A 19,938-nucleotide genomic window follows, 5' to 3' on the forward strand; every position below is an offset into this window, starting at 1 on the left:
TTAAAACCCGCGCATGGACAGACCGATTTACATCACGCCCGAGGGTCTTGCGACGCTGCGCGCCGAACTTGATCACCTTTGGAAAAAGGAACGCCCCGAAGTGGTTGCCGTTGTGCATTGGGCGGCGGGCAATGGTGATCGTTCGGAAAATGGCGATTACATCTATGGCAAACGACGCCTGCGCGAGATTGACCGTCGCGTAAGATATCTGCGCAAGCGGATCGAGGATGCCGTTGTTGTCCGCCCCGAGGAACAGCCCGATCATTCGCGCATCTTCTTTGGGGCCACGGTCACCTATGTAAATTCCCGCGACGAGGAAAAAACCATCCGCATCGTCGGCGAGGACGAGGCAGACAGCCTCAATGGCAAGATCAGCTGGATTTCCCCGGTCGCGCGCGCATTGATGAAGGCCACGGTCGGCGATGTTGTCACCTTCCGCACCCCGGCGGGCGAGGATGAACTCGAAGTCCTTGAAATCAGCTATCCGGGCTAGTTTGTGACAGGATCGAACCTCGGCAATCTGCCTGTCAAACGCGAAACAACGGGATTTCTTGCAAAAGTTGTGCTGCCCCCGGCAACTCCGCGCAGTCAGATAATTGATTTCGCGGGGTAAACAGCGCACCAGCTGGCAGAAAGAACAGACGACAAGAAACAATTTATCGTCAGAGGCCTTGCGCAATGATCCAAATCGCGCTCATGATTGGCGACATACAGTTCAAATTTTAAAACAGATCGTTTCCCGGAAATAATTCATTTCTGGCGAGCCAGTACGATATAAAAACGACCGGAATTTAAAAATGAGTGATCCTACATTCTCGATTGGCACGAAACTGCGCCATGCACGCAAGATCAAAGGCATGCGACTTTGCGATCTCGCCGATCAGGTAGAATGCTCGGAAGGCTTTCTGTCCAAACTGGAAAATGACAGGGTCAAACCATCACTCCAGCTTCTGCACAGGATTGTCGCTGTCCTTGAAACATCGATCAGCAACCTGTTTAGCGAAAGCAACGACAGCATTGTGTCGCGCGCTGGAACACGACAAGTTCTTCATACCAGTAACATTCGGCCCGGCGAAGGTGTCGGCCTTGAAACACTGGTTTCCCCATCCGCCGGTCATTTGCTGTTTGGCGCGATCCATATTGTCCGTGCCGGTGGCGGCAGTTCAGGCACCATCGTCCATGAAGGCGAAGAACTTGGTTATGTGCTTGAAGGGGAGCTCGATCTGAATGTCGATGGTGTCGAATATCACCTGATGCCAGGCGATTCATTCTTTTTCCCGTCACGAATGCCGCACGGCTATCGCAATCCGACCGATAAGGAAACCAGGGTTTTGTGGGTGAACACCCCGCCAACCTTCTAGTTTTCACGCTCTAAGTAAAACTACTTTCTTATTGGTCAAGTCACTTGACCAATAAGAAAGACTTGGTCAGTATGCCTCTGCTGGCTAAGTCGGAATTCCACCGTACACAAGGTGGCCGGGTCATAAGACCCAGGTTCGGGAAGGAACATAAATCTCGCATCGATATGGCTGGCGAAACCTCCGGAGTCCGAATTCGGCTCCGTATGAGTTGTTTTCCAAAAAGCCAACAGGGGGCTTATCTTGATGAACATTCTACGCAAATCGACCGTTTCTGCGATTGCACTGACGATGGCACTGACGGTTGGTGCCGGCATCGCCGATGCAAAAGACAAAGTAAAAGTTGCCTTCATTGGCCCGCTGACCGGTGGCGTATCGGCAATCGGTGTTGGTGGTCGTAACTCGGCAGAGCTTGCTGTTCAGCTCCGTAACGCAGACCCGGATGCCAAGTACGAATATGAACTGGTTGCGATGGATTCCGAATGCAAACCGAACGTTGGCGTTCAGGTTGCGACCAAAGTTGCCGCTGACAGATCGATTATCGGCCTTGTTGGCCACTATTGCTCGGCTGTGGCGATGGGCGCTGTTGACATCTATCACAAATTCAACCTGCCGATGTCGGTGTGGGGTGCTGTTCTTCCCGATGTCACCTATGGCAACGATTACAAAGAAATCCATCGCGTCAACGGCACGATGATCAACCAGAACGATGTCGCGGCAAAGTTCATGGCCGAACAGGGATATAAAACCTGGGTCATCATTCACGACACGACCGATTACGGCAAAGGCCACAACAAATACTTCTCCGAGTATCTGACCCAGAATGGCGGCGAAATCCTTGCTGATTTCGGCGTTCCGGCCGACCAGCAGGACTTCACTGCCGAGCTGACCAAAGCCAAACAGCTGAACCCGGATGTCATCTATTTCGGTGGTCTGGTTCCGCTTGGCGTCCGCGTGCGTTCGCAGATGGAAAAGCTTGGCATCACCGCACAGTTCCAGGGCGTATCGGGTATCAAGTCTGATGCCTTCATCGAAGGCGTTGGCACCGAACTTTCCGAAGGTGTTGTCAGCTTCCTTGAAGGTGCACCGGTCGACAAACTTCCGGGTGGCCAGTACTTCACCGAGAAATACAAAGCAGCCGGTTTTGCCGAAGACGAAGAAGCCTATGGCCCGTTCGCCTTTGCTGCAATGAGCCTGATCCTTGATGGTATCGAGGAAGTCGGTCCGAACCGCAAAAAACTGACCAAATACCTTGGCGACATTCAGGGGCATGACTCAATCGTTGGTAAAATCTCGTTTGATGATCACGGCCAGAACACCGTTGCTGCCATCACCAAATATGTCGTCCAGGACGGCAAATGGGTGGTCTGGGAAGACAGCGAATACGCAACCGGCGCCCGTAAACTTGCTGGCAAATAAGCCGGTCTGATGCGGCCCTTCCTGTCCGGTTTTTCGGGCAGGAAGGGGCTCATTGCATTTCTCGCAAGCAATTTAAATCAATCAAAACAAAAAGGTAGGTTGGCCATGGATGTGGGCCTTCTCGGTCAGTTTGTTGTTAACGGCATGATGCTTGGCATGATGTATGCCCTTGTCGCTGTTGGCTTCACACTGTTTTTCGGTGTGCTTGATGTCATCAAGTTCTCCCATGGTGATGTCTTGATGGTCGGTACTTTCGCAGGTTTCTCGACCTATCTCGGCATGACTGCGATCGGGATCGACAACGCTTTCATTCAGTTGATCGGTGTTCTGGTTATCTCCATCGGATCGATGGCCATTCTCGGTGCTGTCATTGCCCGCTATCTGGTGCTTCCGCTGAAATCGGCACCGCCACTTAATACCCTGCTGGTTACGCTGATGCTGGGCACGGTTCTGCGCGAAGCCATCCGTCTGTTTTACCCGGACGGCTCGAACCCGAAACATTTCCCGGCCCTTCTGCCGACCGATTCATGGTCACTGGGGTCCTTCACCCTGCGTTCCGACAGCGTCATCCTGCTGGTCGGTGGCCTTCTGGTGATTGTCGGCGTCAATATGCTGATCAACCGTACCCGTCTTGGTCTGGCAATCCGTGCTGTGGCCCAGGACGAAGAAACCGCCAAATGCATGGGCATCAATTTCAAAATGATTGTGCTTCTGACCTTTGCGCTGGGTTCGGGTGTGGCGGCCTTTGCCGGTGTCATGAACGGCCTTTACTACAATGAAATCAACTTCGGCATGGGCCTGTTGCTTGGTGTTATCGGCTTTAGTGCGGCCATCGTTGGCGGCCTTGGCAACATCTATGGCGCCATTCTTGGCGGCTTCCTGTTTGCCGGATTGCAGACCCTTGGTGCCGTCGCCCTGCCCTTTGCCAGTGCGTACAAAGACGTTTTCGCGTTTGCAGTTGTTATTGCCATCATCGCCTGGCGTCCAACCGGCCTGATCGCCGAAAAAACGAGCGAAAGGGTCTGATCGATGACGCAATCGTTAAAAGACAAACTTGTCATCATTCTTCTGGGCGCTGTGATTGCTGCCTTTTCGATCACCTTCATCGCCATCGAAGAACAGGTCGAAATCTTTGCCCTGCTGGTATTTGCCGCTGCACTGGTTCTTGGCGGTGCCAAACTTGGCATCACCGCCTCCATCGCGCAAAGCCTGGCGCGGAATGAACGGCTGATGAACTTTGCCTTCATCGCGGCAACCATTGCCGTTGTTTTCTGGTTCCGCGAAGATCACTTCCCGCTTCTGATGATCGCGACTGTCCTTTTGTATGTGATTGCCTGTTGCGGCCTGAACATTCAGTTCGGCTTCACCGGTGTTGTGAACTTTGCCGGGGCGGCATTCTTTGGGGTGGGTTGCTATACCGCAGCTGTGCTTGGCGATACATCCGTGCCGCTGCTGCTTGTCATCCTGCTTGGCGGCATCATTGCAGCCATTGTCGGATCGGTGCTGATTATTCCGGTTCTGCGTACACGCGGCCATTATGCCGCCGTTGTCACCATCGCCTTTGGTCTTTTGTTCCGTACCTTCCTTGAGGTCAACGACACGCTTGGCGGCCCGCAAGGGCTGGGCGTTTCGGGCATGAACCTGTTTGGCTGGGACTTTAACAACAACATCGAAATCAGCGAAAACCTCGAAATCTCGTTCTATATGAACTACGTGGTTTTGGCGCTGATTATGGTCATTCTGACCTTTGTGCTGATGCGTCGCATTGAACGGTCATGGATCGGGTTGAATTTCGATGCGGTCCGTCTTGATGAAACCGCTGCGGCCTGCTTTGGCATCGATATCAAACGCTGGAAAATTGTTGCCTTTACCCTTGGCAACTTCCTGGCCGGAACGGCTGGTGCGCTGTACGCCATGATGCTTGGCTTTATTGCGCCGTCGAACTTTGCGTTCTCGGACTCACTGATCCTTGTTTCCATCGTGTTGCTCGGCGGCATGGGAAGCCTGTGGGGCACGATCCTTGCCGCCGGTCTTGTCGTTCTGCTGCCTGAAAAGCTTCAGGTCATTCAGGAATACCGGTTCCTGATCTATGCGGTCGTGATGATCCTGATCCTGCTGTTCCGTCCGCAGGGCATCCTTCCGCGTGGTTTGCGCGCATATATTCCAGGCTGGAGAGGTTGATATGGCCCAGCAACAAGAAACCGTACTGACCTTTCGCGGACTGACCCGGCGTTTCGGCGGCGTGATTGCGCTTAACAAGTTCGACATGGAACTTACCAATGGCCAAATCCTTGGCCTGATCGGGCCGAACGGATCGGGCAAGACAACGTCGTTTAACGTGCTGACCGGCATCTATGAAGCCAATGGCGGCAGCATCGAATTTCTCGGACAGGACATCACAAGCTGGCCTGCCCAGAAAGTCTACGAAGCCGGGGTTGCCCGCACGTTCCAGCGTTCCCGCCTGTGTCTTGAATTGTCGATCTTTGACAACATCATGATCGGCAACCACAAGCGCCTTAATCAGGGCCTGCTGTTCAATATCTTCCAGCGCAAGGCCCTTAAGGAACAGATCCAAGAAAATCACGAAGAAGCCCGCAAGCTTCTGAAGATTTTTGATCCTGCACTGGCCGAGAAGATGTTCGATCCGGTCGGAAGCCTGCGCATGATTGATCGTCGCCGTATCGAAATTTGCCGCGCCCTGATCAGTCATCCGCGTCTGTTGCTTCTTGATGAACCTTCGGCGGGCATGACCCACGAAGAAACCCGCGAATTGATGGATGACATTCTCGAAGTCCGCGAAATGATCGATGGCCTGTCCATCATTCTGGTCGAACATGAAATGGGCATGATCGAACGCGTGACAGACAAATGCATTGTCCTGAATTTCGGTCAGAAAATTTGTGAAGGTGCGTATCGTGACGTCGCCTCGGACAAGCTTGTCCAGGAAGCCTATCTGGGGGGAGAATAATCATGGCCACTGCAAGTGCACTTGAAGTCAGGGACATCTACGCGGCCTATGATTCCGCCGATGTTCTCGAAGGCGTATCGCTTAAGGTCCCGGCAGGCAAAATCACCTGCCTGCTGGGATCAAACGGTGCCGGGAAATCCACCATCATTCGTGCCATTCTTGGCCTGACGCCGCCGCGTGCCGGCGACATTCTGATTGATGGTCAAAGTCTGGTCGGGCTTCCGACCCACAAGATCATTTCAGCGGGCATTGCCTGTATCCCCGAAGGCCGCAAGGTTTTCCCGAAAATGACGGTTGTCGATAACCTCCGTCTTGGCGGATATCAGGAAAATACCGAAGCCGTCCTGAAAGATCGCATGGATCAGGTGTTCGAAATTTTCCCGCGCCTTAAGGAACGCCGCAATCAGCTGGCCGGAACGATGTCGGGTGGTGAACAGGCAATGGTGTCCATCGGGCGCGGCCTGATGGCGGCCCCCAAGGTCCTGTTAATTGACGAGCCGTCTCTGGGCTTGTCGCCGCTGTTTGTCAAAGAAAACTTCAACATCATCAAGCGGATCAACGATCAGGGCATCACAGTGTTCCTTGTCGAACAGAATGTGCATCAAACACTGGCCATTGCCCATTACGGCTACGTGATGTCGCAGGGACGTGTTGTCGCCGAAGGAACGGCACAGGAACTGTCCGAAAACAAGGAAGTCCACGAGGCCTATTTCGGCTAGTCACCGAAACACGCTTCTGAAAATATCAGGAACACAGGGGATAAAACGTGCCCAACACCAAAATTGATGCGGTCGAACTGACCCGTCAACTCATCCGGTTTGAAACCGTCAATCCGGTCAATCCTGAGAAGGATTGCGTCGAATATGTCGGTAAGCTACTGGCAGAAAACGGTTTTGACATTTCCTATCATGACTTTGCACCGGGTCGAACCAACCTGATTGCGCGGATCGGCGGGTCAGAAACCTGTCCCCCGATATGCTTTACCGGTCATCTTGATACCGTCCCGCTTGGTCATACCGAATGGTCCATGGCGCCGTTTGGTGCCGACATTGCCGATGGCAAACTTTATGGTCGCGGATCAAGCGACATGAAATCAGGCGTCGCCGCCTTTGTCGCCGCCGTGATCGAAATTGCGCCTGATCTTGCCAAGGGTCCCGGTGTGGTTCTTCTGATTACGGCGGGCGAAGAAACCGGCTGCGAGGGTGCTGCCTATATTGCCGGACTTGGCGATGTGATTGGCAAGTCCGGTGCCATCGTCGTTGCCGAACCGACATCAAACTACCCCTATGTCGGGCACAAGGGTGCGCTTTGGATGAAAGCCACGACCGACGGTGTCACCGCACACGGTTCGATGCCCGAACTTGGCGTCAATGCCATTTACAAGGCATCGCGCGCGATCACCAAGCTCGAAGACTATGACTTCAACGTCGCCCGTCATCCGGTGATGGGGCCCGCGACCTTGAATGTCGGGACGGTTGATGGCGGCATTAACGTCAACTCCGTCCCCAACCGTGCGGAAATCGGCATCGATGTGCGCACCATCCCCGGTCAGGATAACGAGGTCATTCTTGAACAGCTGGCCTCCTATCTGGGCGACGAGGTGACATTGACCCCGACGGTCAATCTTGAACCGGTCTGGACATCGCCGGATGATCCGTGGATGCAGTCGGTGTTCGAGGTGGTCGCACCGCTTCATGACGGCCCGATTGAAAACAGGACTGCGGCCTATTTCACCGATGCCTCGATTTTCACCCGTGCCTATGACTTTGCCCCAACCGTCATTCTTGGCCCGGGCGAAGCTGCCATGGCCCACCAGACCGACGAGTTTTGCTATGTCTCGCGGATCGAAGAAGCCGTCGGTATCTATCGTGCGCTGGCTGAAAACTGGAACAATCAATGATGTCACAGCCAAACAGACTGTCGCTTCTTGAAGCCGCCAGCGCACTTTCGGACGGTAAACTGACCGCTGAAACGCTTTTGGCATCCTGCCTTGAACGCATTTCCGAACGTGAAGGGGATGTTGGTGCCTGGATGCATATCAATGCCGACAGCGCCAAGGCACAGGCAAGCGCCCCTGCCGCCAAGACCACCACTGGCCCGCTTTCGGGTCTTCCGATCGGGATCAAGGATCTGATTGATACCGTCGACATGCCGACCGGGTATGGATCACCGATCTATGAAGGTCATCAACCGGCACAGGACGCAGCCTGCGTTGCAACCATCCGCAATGCCGGTGGCATTGTCCTTGGTAAAACCGTCTCGACGGAATTTGCCTATTTCCAGCCGGGTAAAACCGCCAATCCCAACGATCTGACCAGAACTCCGGGCGGATCATCAAGCGGTTCGGCGGCCGCAGTTGCCGATTATCATGTTCCGGCAGCACTCGGCACCCAGACCGCCGGTTCGATTATCCGTCCTGCATCCTATTGCGGGGTTGTTGGCTATAAACCCAGTTACGGGTTCCTGCCGTTAACCGGCATCCGTCCCCTCGCGCCATCGATGGATCACCTCGGGGTTATGACCCGCACGGTGAAGGATGCCGGTTTCCTTGCCTCTGTTCTTGGACGACGCCCCGAACTTGATATCAGCAACCTGTCCGGCGACTTCGTTCCGACAATCGGGTTTTGCCAGACGCCGCAATGGGATGCGGCCGACGCAACCACCCAGTCACTGATCGAAGATGCTGCAACCAGACTTGGCAAAGCCGGTGCGAAGGTTTCGAACTTCACCCTGCCCGACATCTTTGCAACGCTTGCCAACGCCCATGGCATTGCGATGGATTATGAGGTCAGCTTTACCGGCCTTTATGATGTTTCAAGCCACCCGGATCAGGTCAGCGCAAAGTTCCGCGAACGATTTGATGCCGGGATGAATGTTCTGACATCTGATTATGACAAGGCACTTGATCAGGCAAAACTAAGCCGCACCGCCCTTTCCGACGCCATGGGGGATTATGATATCCTGATCTGCCCAAGCGCCCCGGGCGAAGCACCGGTTGGCCTCAACGCCACGGGTGATCCGGTGTTTAACCGTATCTGGACGTTCTCGGGCGTGCCTTGCATCAACGTTCCGGGTCTGTCTGGCCCGAACAATATGCCGGTTGGCTTGCAGGTGATTGGTCGCTTTGGTGATGATGCCCGCATGCTCAAGGCAGCCGACTGGATTTCCCGTCATCTTTGATTTCGGACAGGAACCTACATCCGGCTTTTAACCCGGCGTGTGGGTTCCGCCTGAAGCGGATCATCGGGCCAGTAATGTTTGGGATAGCGTCCCTTCATCTCGGCTTTGACCTGCGCATAGGATCCGTTCCAGAAACCCACAAGGTCGCTGGTCACCTGTATCGGGCGCTGGGCCGGGGATAGCAGATGCAGGGTTACGGCAACCTTGCCCCCGGCGACCTTTGGCGTTTCGGTCGCGCCAAACATTTCCTGTATGCGCACCGGCAGGGCCGGTTTTTCACCGCTATAATCAATGCGGATGTTTGATCCGGTCGGCACTTGCCAATGGGTGGGCGCAAGGCGGTCCAGTTCCTGTCGCTGGTTCCAGTCAATCCCGGCCAGCAAGGCCTCGGACAGATTTATCTGTTTAAGCTGCCCGCGCTTGGTAATGCCGGTCAAATAGGGTGCAATCCACGTTTCAAGCGATCCCAGCAACCCGTCATCAGACACATCAGGCCAGTGATCGCCATCCACCCGATGCAGGAAGGATAACCGTTCACGCAGACCTTCTGATGCCTTGTCCCAAGGCAGGCAATGCAGACCGATCTTGCGGATACCTTCGATCATCGCCGTTGCAATGGCATCGGGATCGGCTTCGTCATGGGTGGCTTTTTCATCAAGCACCAATGCCCCGATCCGGCGCTGCCAGCGGGCCTGAACCGCATCTGATTGGGTATCCCAGAAAACCTCTGTGCCTTCGGAAATCTGATCGGCGAAATGTGTTTCAAGCGTTGCCCGCGCCACCGGGGCGGCAAGGTAAATTCTGGCCTCGCGCGCCTGCCCGTCCAGTTCGGCCACCGCGATATAGGCCTCATTCGCAAGGCTGTCTTCATTGGGCAAAACGCCGCCGCGCCCACCTGACAGGCGATAGCGCGCATCGGCCCCCTTACGCCGTTCGCCAATCCGGTCGGGATAGGCAAAGGCCAGAAGCAACCCGACCTCATCCGCGCGATCAACCTTTGTGCCTTCACCTTTGGGAAGGTTTGCCTGACGCACCACATCAGACAGCCTGCGTGCTAGTTGCTTGGCGGCCTCGCTGATCATTTTGGGGGCATGACCGCGCAGGATGGCCTCAATCCGCAAGCGCAAATCCGCCCCGCGCCCGCGCATGAAATCCCGATCCGAAAGCAGTGCCGCCAAGGCACAGGCAATCTGATCAAGCCCCAAGGCCGCGCCGCGCAACATCATATGCGCCAGTCTGGGATGAACCGGGATCCCCGCCATTGCCGTTCCCATGGCGGTGATGCGGTTGTCAGTATCAATCGCCTCAAGCCCGCGCAGGATATCGCGCGCCTGATCAATCTTGGCAGCTTCCGGCACATCAAGCCAGGGCAGGCTTTTGGGGTCTGTTACACCCCAGCGCGCAAGTTCAAGGGTCAGCGGGGCCAGATCGGCCTCGGCAATTTCGGGCGCGGTAAAGGGCGCACGGGCCCGCTGTTCATTTTCCGCCCACAGGCGATAACAAATACCGGGCTCCAGTCGTCCGGCACGCCCGCGGCGCTGTTCGGCGCTCGCCTGTGATGATTTCACCGTGATCAGCCGGGTCATGCCCGATGCCGGATCAAAACGCGGCAGGCGTTGCAACCCGCTATCGACCACGACGCGAATGCCATCAATGGTCAGCGACGTTTCGGCAATCGCGGTTGCCAGCACCACCTTGCGCTTGCCATCGGATGCTGGCTGGATCGCGATATCCTGTGCCTTGGCATCCATTGCGCCATAAAGCGGGGCGATGATGGTATCGCTGCCAACCACTTCTTTTAATGCCGCCTCGACCCTTGTGATTTCGCCCTGTCCGGGCAGGAAGGCAAGGATCGATCCGTTTTCTTCGCGAAGGGCGGTTTTGATCGCCGCCGTCATTTCCGCGTCAATGCGGATATTGCCCCAATTATCGTGCTTTGGCGGGAAATACCGGGTGTCGACCGGGAAGGCACGGCCTTCGGATGTGATCACCGGGCAGTCACCCATAAGCGTTGCAATCGGCCCGCCATCAAGGGTTGCCGACATCACGACAATGCGCAAATCATCGCGCAGTGCCCCCTGGGTTTCCAGCGCCAAAGCTAATCCAAGATCGGCATCAAGGGATCGTTCGTGAAACTCGTCAAACAGGATCGCGCCAATGCCCGAAAGTTCCGGGTCATCCTGAATCATCCGGACCAGAATGCCCTCGGTCACGACCTCGATTTTGGTCCTGGCCGATATCTTGCTGTCAAAGCGAACGCGATAGCCCACCCGCTCGCCAACCCCCTCGCCCAGAAGCTGCGCCATGCGGCGCGCAGCCGCCCGGGCGGCGAGCCTGCGGGGTTCAAGCATGATGATCTTCTGATCGCCACGCCACCCTGCATCCAGCAAAGCCAAGGGCACCTTGGTCGTCTTGCCTGCGCCCGGCGGAGCCTGCAAAACCGCATTGGTTCCCGTTTCCAGCGCCGCGCAAAATTCGGGCAGGACGGCATCAATCGGAAGGGCCGGGAATGCAGAGGTCATGTGATCTTTCGATATTGAACGGACGACATCGTTGCTCTGCCTAGCAATATCCCTGTGCTATTGTTTGGCGCAAGCGCTCAGTTACATCGATATTTCACCAGATCCCTGATCCTTGCCCTTTGATCGGCCTCAATGCGGCCCGATGTCATACCGTGATAGGCTCCCCTTGTTGGTTATGCAGATGCCTGTTCTCCCATTTCCATATCAGTGCTCAGGCAGCTTGCAGGAAAACACCCCAGCCCAGAAACCGGAGACGATCGATGAAGAACATTCTCGCAGTAACCGTATTTAGTTTGGCACTTGCAGGCTCTATTGGTCTGGCAAATGCACAACAAGGCTCGCCGATGATGAAACAGCCCGGACAGGGCATGATGCAAGGTGGTCAGGGTCCTATGCAGGGTCAGGGAATGATGCAGGGCCAGGGAATGATGCAAGGACAAGGTTATGGCAATATGGCCTATTCCTGTAACGGCATGCCGGGTGCCGGAATGATGATGGGATCTGGCATGATGGGATCTGGCATGATGGCGGGCAGGATGCATGGACCCGACATGATGATCGTCATGATGGACACCAACGGTGATGGCAGCCTGTCACTCGAAGAATTTCAGGCCATCCATGCCCGGATGTTCAAACATTTTGATGCCAATGGTGATGGTCAGTTGACCAGTGACGAGATGTCGCAACGCTGACAGTCCACACACTGCCCCGCTTTATGCGCCTGAACGCGCAATCCGAAGAATGATCCCGCGTTCTCCGCCAATCCGTTGCAGGGTTTTCATCCCGCGCGTCAGGCCATAAAGCGCCTCCATTTCCCCCGCGGCTTTCATACGCGCGGCTTCGGCCCGCGTAATGGCATAAAGCGTGCGAAAGGCGTCTTCGGACAGGTTGCGCAATGCCGCTTCCTTGTCCGCCCTGTCCGGATCGGGATGGGGAAATGAAAGTGCTGCGTTTGGATCAAGCGTTGGCATGGGCGTGTCTTGCTGTTTCGATGCCATTCTTTCTATCACGATCGAAAGGGCCCAGACCATCCAGGCTTGCGTCCAGCGCAGATAGTTTTGCCGATCAACCCCAAACCGTCCGATCCCGGCATGAAAGATATCGCGCGCCGGATCAAAAAGCATCTGCACCGCCCAATCTGCCAGCCTGACCGCATCGACCACCTCACCAAACCGGCACAGGCTTGCCATCGCCTGCGCCACCGCATGTGCATCAAGATAACCATCCTTTCTGGCAAAGCTTCTGGGAATACCGTCCGGATCAAAGCAGTTGGTACGATAAAACTGCCAGCCACGTGCGATCACGCCATCCAGCCTGCCAATCTCCGCCCCTTCAACGCCAGTCGTCCGAAACCGGTCAAGCAGATCAAGGATATAACCGGTATGAAAGCCATCGACAAAACCATGATGCCCGCGCGTGCCATAGGCCCAGCTGCCATCATCGCGTTGCGCGTTGATGACGCGCACCAAGGCGCGCCGGGATTTTTCATTTCCGGGCAGAATGCGATTTAACGCAAAGGCCGCCCATAGGCTGGCATTGTGAATTTCGCTCGCATCATGATCAAAATAGGCGAAATAGCCATCGCGCCAAAGATCACGTGCAATGAATTCCCCCGCCCGGATCAGGGATGCATGGTCTGGTGTCATGCCGCCTGCCAGCAATCCATCAATCACAAAACTTGTGACAATCGCATTGCTTTGATGACGTCTGGCGTAAAAGGCCCGCGCTTGCCATTCAAACGGATATCCCCACCCGCCATCGGCATTTTGCATCGCGATCAATTGCCCGGAAAAATCACCAAGCCGGACACCACCCGCACCACCATTCAGCAGCGCCAGCGTTTTGGGACTTATCATCGGCGGGATCATGGCAAACCGTCGCACGGCACCCGGTCCGCGCTTGATCGCCTGCAACCAGATCAGACGGGCAATTCGAAACCGCCCAAGACCCGATGCCTGGAACAATCGACTTTCAAGCCCGTCAAACGGATCGGCACCGGCAAAATCCGCTTGCCGCATGCGTGCCAGAACCCTGTCCCGAACATTGATCAGAACGGCCCTATTCACGCGGTCCTCCTGTGCGTGCGGCAATCCCCGACGCAATTGCCGTACACATCAGATAGTGCCCGTAATTCAGACTGTTATCGGTCACCATCGTCACAAATACCGAAATCAGGATACAGACCGATAACCGCACCTGACGCACCGACCAGATCATCATCCCCCATGCCCAAAACCACAAAATGGCCCCAACCATCCCGGTTTCAAACAGGATACGGAAATGATCATTATGAAGTGCGCCAAATGAGGCAAATGACGATGATCCCGACAGGATTTCCTCAACCGATCCGGCCCCGAAACCAAGCCATTGCCGCGATGGCGGACCATCACGCCAGAGATCGGCAAACTCCTGCCAGAAAACCAGCCTTCCACTGTCATGGGTCATCAAAAGACGTGGCAGATACCGCGCGATCAATACCGCCATGATCCCAAGACCTGTGACCCCGACCAGCACGGTCACGGCCCGTCCGAACCTTATCCCGCCGACCAGATTGATCAGCATCGCAATCACCGCGATCCGCGTCTGGCTCAGCAAAATGGCGATGGCCGCAACCCCGCCTGCCCATCGGCCGCCCGGCAACGCCATGACCGAACAAAGCGCAAAGAACCCCAGAAGCAGGAATGCGTGATTAAGCCGAAACCCTTCATGGGTCAGATAAAAGGAGCTTGAAAGAACAAGATAAAGTGCGAGTGATGGCACAAGAATACGCAAACAATCACGCCCGATCACATATCCAGCAGCAAGCCCGACCGGCAACATCATCAGATTGCCAGCAAGACGGATTTTCTCACCCGGACTGCCATCCCCCAACCCGATCAAACCGATCAGGGCACAAAGGATCAAACCACCCACCAGCCCGGCCGGTTTGAAATGCAGATTGCGACCATACGCCGCCAGCATCATGACCCAGAAGACCAGCAGGATCAGCTTGGCCATCATTCCGCCCGCGCCCAGCAGCCACAGCGATGCGATCATCACAGCGTTGCCAGCAATCACCAGCCACAGTGGCAAGACCTGCGATGCAACGAAGTCAACAAGACGTGTTTCTCCATCCCCGCGCCCGGCCAGGGCATAAGGCCTGCCTGTCATATTGCACCTCGGCACACAGTCCCTGCTTCTGTTGATTGGCGCGCGACAGGCAAGCAAATCTTCGCTAGACTGAACCCCTTGTTTTCAAAGCAGATTGGCACGGCCTGATGCATCGTCTGGCGCAATTTTGCCTGATCGCACAGATTATCCTCGCCCCGGTAATGCTGGGCGGGGCACGGCCATGGGCGATGGCGATCCTGTCGATCCTGACCGGCATTGGATCGCTTGCCATGATCGCGGCGGCGCGCAATCTGATCCTGCGCCGTTATGTGCTTTATGTCTGGATACTTGTGGCAGGACTGATCGGCTGGTCTGTCCTGCAATCCATGCCAGTCTGGCCCATTCAACCCTTCCCGTTCGAGGCACCTTATATCGCGCTTTACCCGGGTGGCTGGATTGACCTGTCGGCCCGTTTGATCTGGCTTGCCGGAACGATCACGCTTGGATCGCTGATCACGCAACTCCATCCCGGTCACTGGCAGATTATTGTTGGCAAGGCTGTTATTGCATCCTGCTGCCTGCAACTGATCCTTGCCACAGGCAATGCAGCTTTTGACTGGCAGACCACCTTCTGGTTTGTCAAAACCGCCCATATCGGGGACTGGACCGGAAGCTTTGCCAATCGCAATGCCTTTGGCATATTGATGGCAAGCGGATCGATGACCTGTTTGTGGTTCTTTGTCCGGTATCCGGATCAATCGACGGGCAAGCGGCTTGATCAGTCGGGCAGTTATCTGGCACTGGCCATCCTGTTCACCGCCGCCCTGATCCAGAGCCATTCGCGCAGTGCGATTTTTGCGATCATTATCGCAACCATCCTTTTCGTTACCCTGTGCAGTTCCAGACAATCCGGTCTTGCCCGCCTTCGACGCTTTTTCGCTGCAACAGCCGGTGCCGTAATTGTTCTTGCCCTTGTTGCTTCTGCCGAACCAGAATTGTTTATCCGCTTTGCCGATCTTGGCCGGCTTGATCTGATCCAGCGCGATGATGCCTGGCTGACGGCCATACATGCCATCGCCGAACGCCCGATCACCGGATATGGCGCAAACAGTATCCCCCTTGTGATGGCTCATGTCGCGACACCGGATTTAAATACCAATGCCCACTGGTTTAGCAGCCACAATCTGTGGCTTGACGGGGCAATTATGTTCGGGATTCCGGTAACTATGGCCGTTGCTTTATCGCTGATTACAGCAATTGTTTTCATTCTCCGCCATGCCGCAAACCTGCCAAACCGGGCATTTGGGACGGCTTTGATTTCCATTGCGCTGATCGGATCATTCTCGGACTGGGTCATCTCGCTTCCCGCCCTTATTCTGCCAATGGTGGCAATGTGGGTGGCGGGCCTTGAAGGCCGTCTTGTATCGCCTTTCGAATTTCCCGAACGCGCCGATCACGCGGCGCAATCGCCACTGCCTGATCAAGAAACCCTGCGCCAGTGACAAGATCAGGCGTCTTTCCTGACATTCTGGCCACCGCCAAAAGTGACAGCAATACCGGCTCAAATGGTGCGGATTGCAGCTGATCCTGTGTCATGCGTTCCATCTGGCGCGGATCACCCGACGCAACCGCGTAACGCATATCTTGTGCGCGGGCAGCCGCCCCCATGCCATCGCCGTTGCGCCATCCTGCGGTAACCTGATCCAGCGTCTGAAACGCGGCGATTTCCGATCCCATCCGGAAAAGACCGACACCGATCAGAAGCCCCGCGACCAGAACAAGGAAAGACTTCATGATACCTGCCTGCTTTTGATTGCCGTGGTATTTGCCTTGCCATAGGCCGGGCGCGGCACCACTCCGTTCAAAACAATCCCCTCCGGGATCACATCGACTGTTCGAAGCTGATCAAGCGCCTCGGCACTATCGCGACGTTTGCTTTGCCCTTTGCGCAGGACCAGCAGCCTGACATCAGCCAAACGCAAGGCAACAAGCCCGTCGGCAACTGACAGGACCGGCGGCGTATCAATGATGATGTGATCAAACGGAAAACAAAGCGCCTTGATAATCGCGGGCAGGCGGTTTTCGATCAGCCCCGTGGCAATATTGCCCGGCACCGCTAGTCGCACCCCCAGATGACAGTAGCCCGGCGCATCCTTCATCGCGCCAAACACATCCTCAGGTGCGATATCCCCCGATAATATTGGCATCAGATCGGCAAACACACCCGCATGCCCCCGCATCATCGCCGGATCATGAAGGTCCGCATCAACCAGCACCGTCTTGCCACCAAGGGCGGCAAGCTTGGCAGCCAATGCCTGCGCGATATGCGATTTGCCTTCCCCGGTCTGGGCCGATGCAATGGCAATGACCTGTCCCCGGCCAGACCGTTCCGAACGGTTATCTGATTTCTGATCAAGGAGACGCATCAACACTGCAAGATGGCCTGTTGCCTCGTCACTCGCACCTGATGATTGTTCGGTGCGCACGGATGGTCCTGTATCCGGGATCCGGGCATAAAGCGGAATACCCAGCATGGTTTCCGGTTCGAAATCATCACCGATGGTTTGATCAAAATAATGCCGAAGCAGGGCGGCAATCATCGCTGCAAACAGGGCGACCATAACCGCAAGCAACAACAGGTCGCGTCTTGCCGGAAATTCTGCCGAAACCGGCAATGTTGGTGATCGCAGGATTTCGGCATCGCCCTTAAAGGATGCCAGTTCGCGACGCAGCCCCTGAACCCGCTGCCCCAAATCCTGAAGGTTATCACGCGCCATGGCGACTGCGCGCACCAAGGCAGCCTGTCCCTGCATGCTGGTATGGCGGTCACTCATGCGCGCCTGCCATTGATCACGTTGACGTTCGATCAGGTAGAGTTTTTCCTGCGCATTGATCAGGGCACTTCCCATTTGATCGGCAACCGATGTTGCCACGGTCATCAGTTCCGCGCGCAGATCATCAAGTTCACGCTGCTTGCCTTGCATAAGCGGATGTTTGGGACCGTAACGCTGATCAAGTGCAAGGAATTCCTTCCTTTGTGCGTCATACCGTGTGGCAAGTTGCGCCACCATCGGATGGGTCGCGATATCGGGAATGGTCAGAAGATCCTCAAGACGGTTTGCACCGTCACGCTGAATTGCCGCCAGTTTGAGTGCCGCCACATCCTGCCCGATTTTCTCGGCCTGCTCATCAAGGGCATAGATGCGGTCAAGCATCAGTTTGCTTTCGTCAGGATCAAGGACACCGGCACGTTGTTGCCATTCCGACAAGTCGCTCTCGCTGGCTTCAAGTTCTGTCTGCGCACGATCAAACTGACCCGTTATTTCGGCAAGTTCGATCCTAAGGGACCGCTTTTGCCGGTCCTCGCGTTGCCAGACATAACTTTCGACAATGGCGCGCAGAACCGACTGGCTAAGCGCCGGATCACCGGATGCAAAGCTGACCGAAATTACGGCGGAATGACCGATGCGCTCGGCCTTCAACCCGGCATGCAGCTGATTGATCAGACCTGTTTCATCTGGGTGTGGCGAGGTCTGTGATTGTCTGGCCACCACATCCTTGAACAATCCCCTGTTCGCCTGCCCCGAAACCAGTCTGGAAAACATGACAGGCTCCCCGCGCAAAACCGACAAGGCGGTCGAAAGCGTTTCTTCACTTCCGATCTCGGCAATGACCGTTTCAATATCCTGCGCGGTCAATTGTCCCTGTCCTGTCGGCCCGCCATCCTTGAGCTCCCCCCGGGTCGGGGGCATTGATGATGCCAACCCGATCTCGGCACTTGCACGATAGTCAAATCGCCAGTTGGCAATCACACCAATTGATCCAACCAGCACAAGAACAAAGGTCAAAGCCGCCACTCCGCGCCGTTGCCAAAGAATGGCAACCAGATCACGCAAACTCGGGTCAAAGCTGTTTGCCAGTTTTTGTGTCATCGCGGGCTTGCATCCCCGACAATTGCAACATCAGCATCGCGCTCATCAATCAGGGCACCCCAACCACCTTGTTCCGGAGTGCTTGTCGGGCCCTGACCATAGACAAGATCAAAAACCCGGATGACCCGGCGATCGACATTCTGAACGTAAGTTTCCGGTTGATCGACAGACTGAGACGGGACTGCATACGAGACCGGCAAGGTCGGCCTTGTGTCAAAGTCATCATTCCTGAAGGCACGATCATGGAAAACGCGTGCTGCAAATTCCGGGGTACTATCGGCAATCATTCGGCTAAGGCGGCTTGGTTCGGGATGCAGGCCCAGCAACTGTTTCAATGTCCCGCCCAGAACCGTTTCGACCAGAAAGCTGTTTCCACCTGCCGCTGTCAGGACAACCTCGATCACTTTAAGCAAAGTCAGGATCGCGGCATCTGCTGTCTGCCAGTCAATTTCCGTCTTTTCGGGATCGACAGGCACATCTTCGACCTTCCCAAACAAAACCAGATCGACCAGCTGATTGATGATGACCTGTATATCTTCGGGATCGGATATCGCCGCGATACGGCTTTCGATCCATGCCTGCGTTGCCTTGGTATCTGATGTTGTCAGATTATCCGGAACGACAATTTCAGAACGCCCGTCCGTACCCCCCATCAGGATCAGAATTGCCAATACGGCAAAAGCCATCTTTACGGCCCAGTTTCTGAACCTGGTTGCCTGAAACTTTATGACGGCGGGAACAACCAGCCTGGCAAAGGCAGTCAACCCGCAAGCATAACGTGGCAGCATGTATCCCGGCTGACACAGGATACGCCAAAGAAATTCCATCCCGGTCCTTTGCCAGATAGCCGGTGCACGCCTGATCCGACCGGCCAGAACATCAAATGCTCCACCAACACCCATGGCAAAGCCGCACCCGGTCAGATCGGCATAGCGTTCGATAAACAGCTCCTTGCGCGGGGATGGCAATGCGACAAACAAGACATCAGCACCGCTTTGCCTGACAATTTGCGCAAGCTTTGCATCATCTTGTTCATAGCCATGATGCATTCCGGCAATTAAAAGATCCGGGTGACCGGCAATCAGTTTGTCCTTAAGCGCGACCAGGACATCTTGTCGCGCGCCAAGAAGGAAGACACGCAGACCTTGTTTTGCAAAGCGTGGCAGCAAATCCGTCATGACGTCAATGCCCGCAACACGCTCGGGCACCGTGATACCCAAAAGCCTTGCCGTCCAGACAATGCCCATGCCATCGGCATTCAGGCTATCGGCATTGGCAAGTGCGTCAAACAGCTGCCTGTCCGCAATTGACTGCGGCAATTTCAAAGCATTCAGGGAATGTTGCCGGAAACACGAAACATGCCCGGTTCGATGGCGATGCACCAACCGTTCGCAGATATCAGTACAGAGTTGGTCACGCCGCCGCAGATCAAGGCGCAGTCCAAATAAAGCCGCTTTCCCCTGTCGCAT

General features: G+C 55.5%; 16 protein-coding genes. 11 read left to right on the top strand and 5 right to left on the bottom strand.

The window, feature by feature from the left end:
* Positions 1–13: 13 nt before the first annotated feature.
* The 9 genes from greB to WA318_RS13525 all read left to right on the top strand — a co-directional run bounded on the left by greB (position 14) and on the right by WA318_RS13525 (position 8,925).
* On the top strand, positions 14–493 hold the full coding sequence (gene greB / locus WA318_RS13485; RefSeq protein ID WP_114098617.1) for a transcription elongation factor GreB: 480 nt from the start codon (positions 14–16) through the stop codon (positions 491–493).
* 304 nt (positions 494–797) lie between these two features.
* Positions 798–1,361: a cupin domain-containing protein gene (locus WA318_RS13490; protein WP_114098616.1), complete on the top strand. Its 564-nt coding sequence runs from the start codon at positions 798–800 to the stop codon at positions 1,359–1,361.
* A gap of 243 nt (positions 1,362–1,604) precedes the next feature.
* Complete coding sequence (locus WA318_RS13495; protein WP_336081864.1) at positions 1,605–2,777, top strand: branched-chain amino acid ABC transporter substrate-binding protein; 1,173 nt, start codon at positions 1,605–1,607, stop codon at positions 2,775–2,777.
* A 105-nt stretch (positions 2,778–2,882) separates the two neighbouring features.
* Positions 2,883–3,803 carry a branched-chain amino acid ABC transporter permease gene (locus WA318_RS13500; protein ID WP_220150318.1) on the top strand — a complete coding sequence of 307 codons (921 nt, stop codon included), beginning with the start codon at positions 2,883–2,885 and terminating at the stop codon, positions 3,801–3,803.
* A 3-nt stretch (positions 3,804–3,806) separates the two neighbouring features.
* On the top strand, positions 3,807–4,958 hold the full coding sequence (locus WA318_RS13505) for a branched-chain amino acid ABC transporter permease (protein WP_336081868.1): 1,152 nt from the start codon (positions 3,807–3,809) through the stop codon (positions 4,956–4,958).
* Between the two features lies 1 nt (position 4,959).
* Positions 4,960–5,745, top strand: coding sequence for an ABC transporter ATP-binding protein (locus WA318_RS13510; protein WP_114098613.1), 786 nt, complete (start codon positions 4,960–4,962; stop codon positions 5,743–5,745).
* Positions 5,746–5,747: 2 nt separating this feature from the next.
* Positions 5,748–6,464 (top strand): ABC transporter ATP-binding protein, encoded by a 717-nt coding sequence (locus tag WA318_RS13515; protein ID WP_114098612.1) that lies wholly within the window; start codon positions 5,748–5,750, stop codon positions 6,462–6,464.
* Between the two features lie 47 nt (positions 6,465–6,511).
* The gene (locus tag WA318_RS13520; protein WP_220150317.1) at positions 6,512–7,645 is read left to right on the top strand and encodes a M20 family metallopeptidase; all 1,134 of its coding nucleotides are present in this window, start codon (positions 6,512–6,514) and stop codon (positions 7,643–7,645) included.
* A complete protein-coding gene (locus tag WA318_RS13525) occupies positions 7,642–8,925 on the top strand; it encodes an amidase (protein ID WP_336081873.1) in 1,284 nt (427 codons plus the stop codon). The genes WA318_RS13520 and WA318_RS13525 overlap by 4 nt, the downstream gene beginning before the upstream one ends.
* 14 nt (positions 8,926–8,939) lie before the next feature.
* Here WA318_RS13525 and hrpB read toward each other — a convergent pair whose 3' ends face one another.
* Positions 8,940–11,447: an ATP-dependent helicase HrpB gene (gene hrpB, locus WA318_RS13530; RefSeq protein ID WP_336081875.1), complete on the bottom strand. Its 2,508-nt coding sequence runs from the start codon at positions 11,445–11,447 to the stop codon at positions 8,940–8,942.
* A gap of 260 nt (positions 11,448–11,707) precedes the next feature.
* Here hrpB and WA318_RS13535 point away from each other — a divergent pair, with 260 nt between their 5' ends.
* On the top strand, positions 11,708–12,139 hold the full coding sequence (locus WA318_RS13535; RefSeq protein ID WP_336081877.1) for a hypothetical protein: 432 nt from the start codon (positions 11,708–11,710) through the stop codon (positions 12,137–12,139).
* 21 nt (positions 12,140–12,160) lie between these two features.
* Here WA318_RS13535 and WA318_RS13540 read toward each other — a convergent pair whose 3' ends face one another.
* Positions 12,161–13,513, bottom strand: a complete 1,353-nt coding sequence (locus WA318_RS13540) for a hypothetical protein (RefSeq protein ID WP_336081879.1) — start codon at positions 13,511–13,513, stop codon at positions 12,161–12,163.
* Positions 13,506–14,597 carry an O-antigen ligase domain-containing protein gene (locus tag WA318_RS13545; protein WP_336081881.1) on the bottom strand — a complete coding sequence of 364 codons (1,092 nt, stop codon included), beginning with the start codon at positions 14,595–14,597 and terminating at the stop codon, positions 13,506–13,508. Before WA318_RS13545 ends, WA318_RS13540 begins: the two co-directional genes overlap by 8 nt.
* Positions 14,598–14,704: 107 nt before the next feature.
* Here WA318_RS13545 and WA318_RS13550 point away from each other — a divergent pair, with 107 nt between their 5' ends.
* The gene (locus tag WA318_RS13550; protein WP_336081883.1) at positions 14,705–16,039 is read left to right on the top strand and encodes an O-antigen ligase family protein; all 1,335 of its coding nucleotides are present in this window, start codon (positions 14,705–14,707) and stop codon (positions 16,037–16,039) included.
* A gap of 288 nt (positions 16,040–16,327) precedes the next feature.
* On the opposite strand, the gene WA318_RS13555 is transcribed toward WA318_RS13550, so the two are convergent.
* Positions 16,328–18,469, bottom strand: coding sequence for a GumC family protein (locus WA318_RS13555; protein ID WP_336081884.1), 2,142 nt, complete (start codon positions 18,467–18,469; stop codon positions 16,328–16,330).
* Positions 18,466–19,788, bottom strand: a complete 1,323-nt coding sequence (locus tag WA318_RS13560) for a WecB/TagA/CpsF family glycosyltransferase (RefSeq protein ID WP_336081885.1) — start codon at positions 19,786–19,788, stop codon at positions 18,466–18,468. The genes WA318_RS13555 and WA318_RS13560 overlap by 4 nt, the downstream gene beginning before the upstream one ends.
* Positions 19,789–19,938 lie beyond the last annotated feature (150 nt).

The organism is Thalassospira sp. CH_XMU1448-2 (assembly GCF_037027285.1).
GTDB lineage: Bacteria > Pseudomonadota > Alphaproteobacteria > Rhodospirillales > Thalassospiraceae > Thalassospira > Thalassospira profundimaris_C.

Bases quoted from the DNA above. Each gene is read 5' to 3' on its own strand.
- WA318_RS13500 (WP_220150318.1), top strand. From the start codon at position 2,883: ATGGATGTGGGCCTTCTCGGTCAGTTTGTTGTTAACGGCATGATGCTT.
- WA318_RS13515 (WP_114098612.1), top strand. From the start codon at position 5,748: ATGGCCACTGCAAGTGCACTTGAAGTCAGGGACATCTACGCGGCCTAT.
- hrpB (WP_336081875.1), bottom strand. From the start codon at position 11,447: ATGACCTCTGCATTCCCGGCCCTTCCGATTGATGCCGTCCTGCCCGAA.
- WA318_RS13490 (WP_114098616.1), top strand. From the start codon at position 798: ATGAGTGATCCTACATTCTCGATTGGCACGAAACTGCGCCATGCACGC.
- WA318_RS13535 (WP_336081877.1), top strand. From the start codon at position 11,708: ATGAAGAACATTCTCGCAGTAACCGTATTTAGTTTGGCACTTGCAGGC.
- WA318_RS13550 (WP_336081883.1), top strand. From the start codon at position 14,705: ATGCATCGTCTGGCGCAATTTTGCCTGATCGCACAGATTATCCTCGCC.
- WA318_RS13495 (WP_336081864.1), top strand. From the start codon at position 1,605: ATGAACATTCTACGCAAATCGACCGTTTCTGCGATTGCACTGACGATG.
- greB (WP_114098617.1), top strand. From the start codon at position 14: ATGGACAGACCGATTTACATCACGCCCGAGGGTCTTGCGACGCTGCGC.
- WA318_RS13510 (WP_114098613.1), top strand. From the start codon at position 4,960: ATGGCCCAGCAACAAGAAACCGTACTGACCTTTCGCGGACTGACCCGG.
- WA318_RS13545 (WP_336081881.1), bottom strand. From the start codon at position 14,597: ATGACAGGCAGGCCTTATGCCCTGGCCGGGCGCGGGGATGGAGAAACA.
- WA318_RS13525 (WP_336081873.1), top strand. From the start codon at position 7,642: ATGATGTCACAGCCAAACAGACTGTCGCTTCTTGAAGCCGCCAGCGCA.
- WA318_RS13555 (WP_336081884.1), bottom strand. From the start codon at position 18,469: ATGACACAAAAACTGGCAAACAGCTTTGACCCGAGTTTGCGTGATCTG.
- WA318_RS13505 (WP_336081868.1), top strand. From the start codon at position 3,807: ATGACGCAATCGTTAAAAGACAAACTTGTCATCATTCTTCTGGGCGCT.